The organism is Adlercreutzia sp. ZJ242 (assembly GCF_011038995.1).
Taxonomy (GTDB): domain Bacteria; phylum Actinomycetota; class Coriobacteriia; order Coriobacteriales; family Eggerthellaceae; genus CAAEEV01.
In genome coordinates this window covers 1-3,924 of sequence record NZ_JAAKEE010000084.1, presented here as the reverse complement: position 1 = coordinate 3,924, position 3,924 = coordinate 1, and the positions used below count along the sequence as shown (strand labels likewise).

The following is a 3,924-nucleotide window of genomic DNA, read 5'->3' as shown; positions in this document are numbered from 1 at the left end:
TATTATACTAGAAAGTACCCAAAAGTACCATATATCAATATTGACAAATTTGACATCGGGCAACAAAAAAGCCCCGTTCATCGGGGCGATCAGAATCTGGATAACCTATTCATCTGTCAAAGACCCGAGCCCGAGACGCGGCGGTGCGCGCTGCCTTCGGGTCGCCTGCTCCCTCCCTGCCCTCCGTCGCGCGCTGCTCCCCGCTCCGCTGTCGCTTCACGCCCCTGCTCCCCCGTCGCCTGCTCCCGTTTCCGTTTCGCCCCCTGCTCGCCGACGCTGGGGCGCGCCTGGAAGCCGTCTGGGAGGCCTGCGCGCAGGCGCCTGGCGTTGGTGGTAAACTCGTCCTCACGCAACGACCCGGGGCGCGCAGCACGCGTCCGCTGGCTGCGCAGCACGCAAACCTTCGTCTAAGGGGAATCAATGTACAAGATTCATTGCCTGAACAACATCTCGTCTGAGGGCTTGGCCCTGCTCACCGACGACTACGAGATCACCGACAACATCGAGGAGGCCGACGCCATCCTCGTGCGCTCCGCCAACATGCACGAGATGCCCATCCCGGCCAACCTCAAGGCCGTCGCGCGCGCGGGCGCGGGCGTGAACAACATCCCGCTCGAGGCCCTGGCCAAGGCCGGCATCCCCGTGTTCAACACGCCGGGCGCCAACGCCAACGCCGTGAAGGAGCTCGTGCTCGCGGGCATGCTGATCGCCGCGCGCGACATCGTGGGCGGCATCGAGTGGGTCAAGCAGAACGCGGACGACGAGAACGTGGGCAAGGCCGCCGAGAAGGCGAAGAAGGCGTTTGCGGGCGGCGAGATCACGGGCAAGACCCTCGGCGTCATCGGCCTCGGCGCCATCGGCAAGCTGGTCGTCGGCGCGGCCGAGGCCCTCGGCATGAAGGTCGTGGGCTACGACCCGTTCCTCGACGCCGAGCGCGCCGCCGCCATCTCCGCGGACATGGCGTTCACCTCCGAGCTGTCCGAGCTGCTCGCGGCCAGCGACTACGTCACCATCCACGTGCCCGCCATGGACTCCACCAAGGGCATGATCGACGCCGACGCCATCGCGCAGATGAAGGACGGAGCGGTGTTCCTGAACTTCTCGCGCGACGTCCTCGTGGACGACGCCGCCATGGCCGCGGCGCTCGAGTCCGGCAAGGTCGCGCGCTACGTCACCGACTTCGCGAACCCCGCTGTGGTGAAGATGGAGCGCGCTCTCGTGCTGCCCCACCTCGGCGCGTCGACCGCCGAGGCGGAGGACAACTGCGCGAAGATGGCCGTCACCGAGATCATGGACTACCTGGAGAACGGCAAGAAGACCCACTGTGTGAACTAGGTTCCGTTCGCCCTGACGGGACGAACGGAACGCTCGACGCTGCGAAGGGCTGAGGCACCCAATCTTGCCCCTTGTGCATGACGCTGCGCGTACCGAAGTACGCTTGGTCATGCGGCGGGGCAATCTCGGGCACCTCAGCCCTTCTCGCTGACGTTACGAACGACCTGTGGCGGGTGGTGAGGCGGGTCTCTATCGCCTCTTCGGCTCGAAGATGTCGCGCGCGCCTTTGGCGCCCTTGGGCTTCGCGCCGCCTCCGCTGTCCCCGCGGCCCTCGCTCGCGGCATCCTCGCCGGGGCGGTCCTCCACCATGTTGAGCAGCTCCTGCTGCGTGTGGATGTCGAGCTTGCGGTAGATGTGGTTGATGTGCGTCTTCGCCGTGCTCTTCGAGATGCAGAGCTTGTCCTGGATGAACGCCGCGTTGTGCCCCTTCGCGAGCAGGAACATGACCTCCGTCTCGCGCCGCGAGAGCAGGTAGCGGTCGGCGATCTCCTCGCAGCGTGCGTGGAAGCGCCCCTTGGCGCGCGCCCGCGCGTCGGCCTCGGCCTCCATCTCGGCCGTCACCTCGCCGTTCTCGTTGGGGGCGACGGGCTCCGGATGCTCGAGCTCAGCCTGGAACGCGCTGTAGCCGGGCTCGATGACCACGCGGGTGGGGTCGATGATCGCGCGGATCTCGCGCTGGCGCGGCAAGAGCGCGTAGGCGAGGATCACCGTGAACATGAGGAAGAGCGCCCCGTCCGCCTTGCCGAGCAGAAACGCCAGGTTCTCCATGGCGGGCAGCTGCGCCGCCATGGTCCCGAGAAACGAGGTGAGCGTGAGCAGGCCGCGCCCCAGCCCGAACACGAAGATGGGGGAGAGGCGGAACTCCTGCGAGATGTCGGCGAAGAACACCCACATGAGGCATTCGAAGCAGATGTAGCTGCAGATCACGAGGAAGTTGGCCAGCAGCGTCACGTTGGAGTCCAGGTACGGCAGGAACATGATCGAGCCCGCGATGACCGGGACGAGGCAGCGGAAGATCATGTCCCAGTGCGACTCGCTCTTCGCGAGCGCGACCGTCCCGATGATGATCCCCACGCCCGCGCAGGCGGCCGCGCCCACCACGAGCTGCGACGTGATGTCGTTGATCGGCAGGATCATGTCAACGCAGATGTAGCGCAGCACGCCGATGCTGAAGCCGAAGATGAACGTGGGGACGCCGAAGCGCGTCACGAACGCCATGCGGCGGACGGGCAGCGGGTGGAAGATGGGCATCTCCTGGCGGCGGTAGTAGGGGATGGGCGTGAGCTTCCACAGCAAGAGCGCGGCGAACACGGGCAGGATGCCGGTGAGGACGCCGGCGACGGGCGGCAGCACCCAGTGGATGAACACGAAGTACGCGGCGACGCCGATCACGATGGCCGCCGCCGTGTTGAGGATGATGGTGGTGAACTCGTAGCGCGAGAACGCCGTGCCCCACAGCGCGATCATCGAGCTCGCGCCCGAGCCCATGGCCACGCCCGCGATTCCCGCGACGACCGTGCCGGCCTCGCCGGCCATGCACGAGAGGTACATGAGGTAGGTGCCGCCCGTGACGAGCACCGTCGCCATGATGAGCGCGTTCTTCCCCACGTAGAACTTGAGGAGCAGCTGGTTGGAGAACGCGATCAGGAGCAGGGATATCGTGAAGGCGACCGAGAACACGTCGAACACGACGGTGGCCAGCTCGTGGGTGAGGTAGGGGAGCGCGGGGAAGCTCTCGGACGCGGCGAAGATGGCGTCCGGCCCGAACACGGCCAAGTAGAGCCACGCTTGGAACAACCCGAAGCCTATGCACAGCGAGTTGAGGTCACCCGCTGAGTCTGATCCGTCGGCGCTGTGCGCGATGCTTATCGTAATGTGCGGAAAGCTTCCAGACACTCAGTACCCCTCCGTCGTACGATGCGAGCAGCTTGCTTCAAAGTTAGAGCTTACTCCAAAAATTTACCATCCCTATTGTTTGATAATGATACCTCATCTCCACGAAAAAACTCATAATGCGAGCCGTATGAGCAAGCAAATTGGCGGTGACGGGCAGAAAGGGCCGTCATGTCCCTGACCAGGCGCTGTCTGAATCGGGCTGAGGAAAATCAACCCTGAGGGTTGAGGTGAGAAAATGAAAAACGACCCCATGGATCGAACCTCGTCCCGCCCACCTTACGTATATTTTCCATTGTCAGTGCTTTGCGAGTGGAGTCCCTGCGAGGCGCCTGCAGCGGCATGTCATGTTCTTCAACTGACGATCGTTCTCGCATGCGGCACTTGACGCAAGGACCTATGGTCACTCGCGCGAGCCCTCGCGGCTTGCGCAGGACATAGACGGAAGGCTCGCGTGGCTCTGCACGAGAAGGGTGCGGGCTTGCGCGGGCGACATCGACAAGGAGGGTTCCTTATGTGTTTTAGACCGGCAGACGCATCTGCAGGCGGCGGCCCGAACAAGTGCCCCGAGTGCGGCAAGCCCATCCAGTCCATGGGCGGCCTCGTCCTGAAGTCCTGCCCCTTCTGCAAGTGCGACTTCACCCCCTACCTCAACGGCGAGAAGGCCGTGCCCGGCGCCCCCGCGGCCCCCGGCGC

General features: G+C 64.6%; 3 protein-coding genes. 2 read left to right on the top strand and 1 reads right to left on the bottom strand.

From position 1 onward, the window contains the following. Window positions 1-420 precede the first annotated feature (420 nt). A complete protein-coding gene (locus G7Y49_RS11760) occupies window positions 421-1,335 on the top strand; it encodes a 3-phosphoglycerate dehydrogenase (RefSeq protein WP_165174043.1) in 915 nt (304 codons plus the stop codon). 189 nt (window positions 1,336-1,524) lie between these two features. Here the strand turns inward: G7Y49_RS11760 and G7Y49_RS11755 are convergent, their stop codons facing one another. Further along, window positions 1,525-3,231 (bottom strand): helix-turn-helix transcriptional regulator, encoded by a 1,707-nt coding sequence (locus tag G7Y49_RS11755; RefSeq protein ID WP_165174041.1) that lies wholly within the window; start codon window positions 3,229-3,231, stop codon window positions 1,525-1,527. A 511-nt stretch (window positions 3,232-3,742) separates the two neighbouring features. Here G7Y49_RS11755 and G7Y49_RS11750 point away from each other — a divergent pair. Continuing rightward, the coding region (locus G7Y49_RS11750) for a hypothetical protein (protein WP_165174039.1) at window positions 3,743-3,924 on the top strand (182 nt) is incomplete at its 3' end.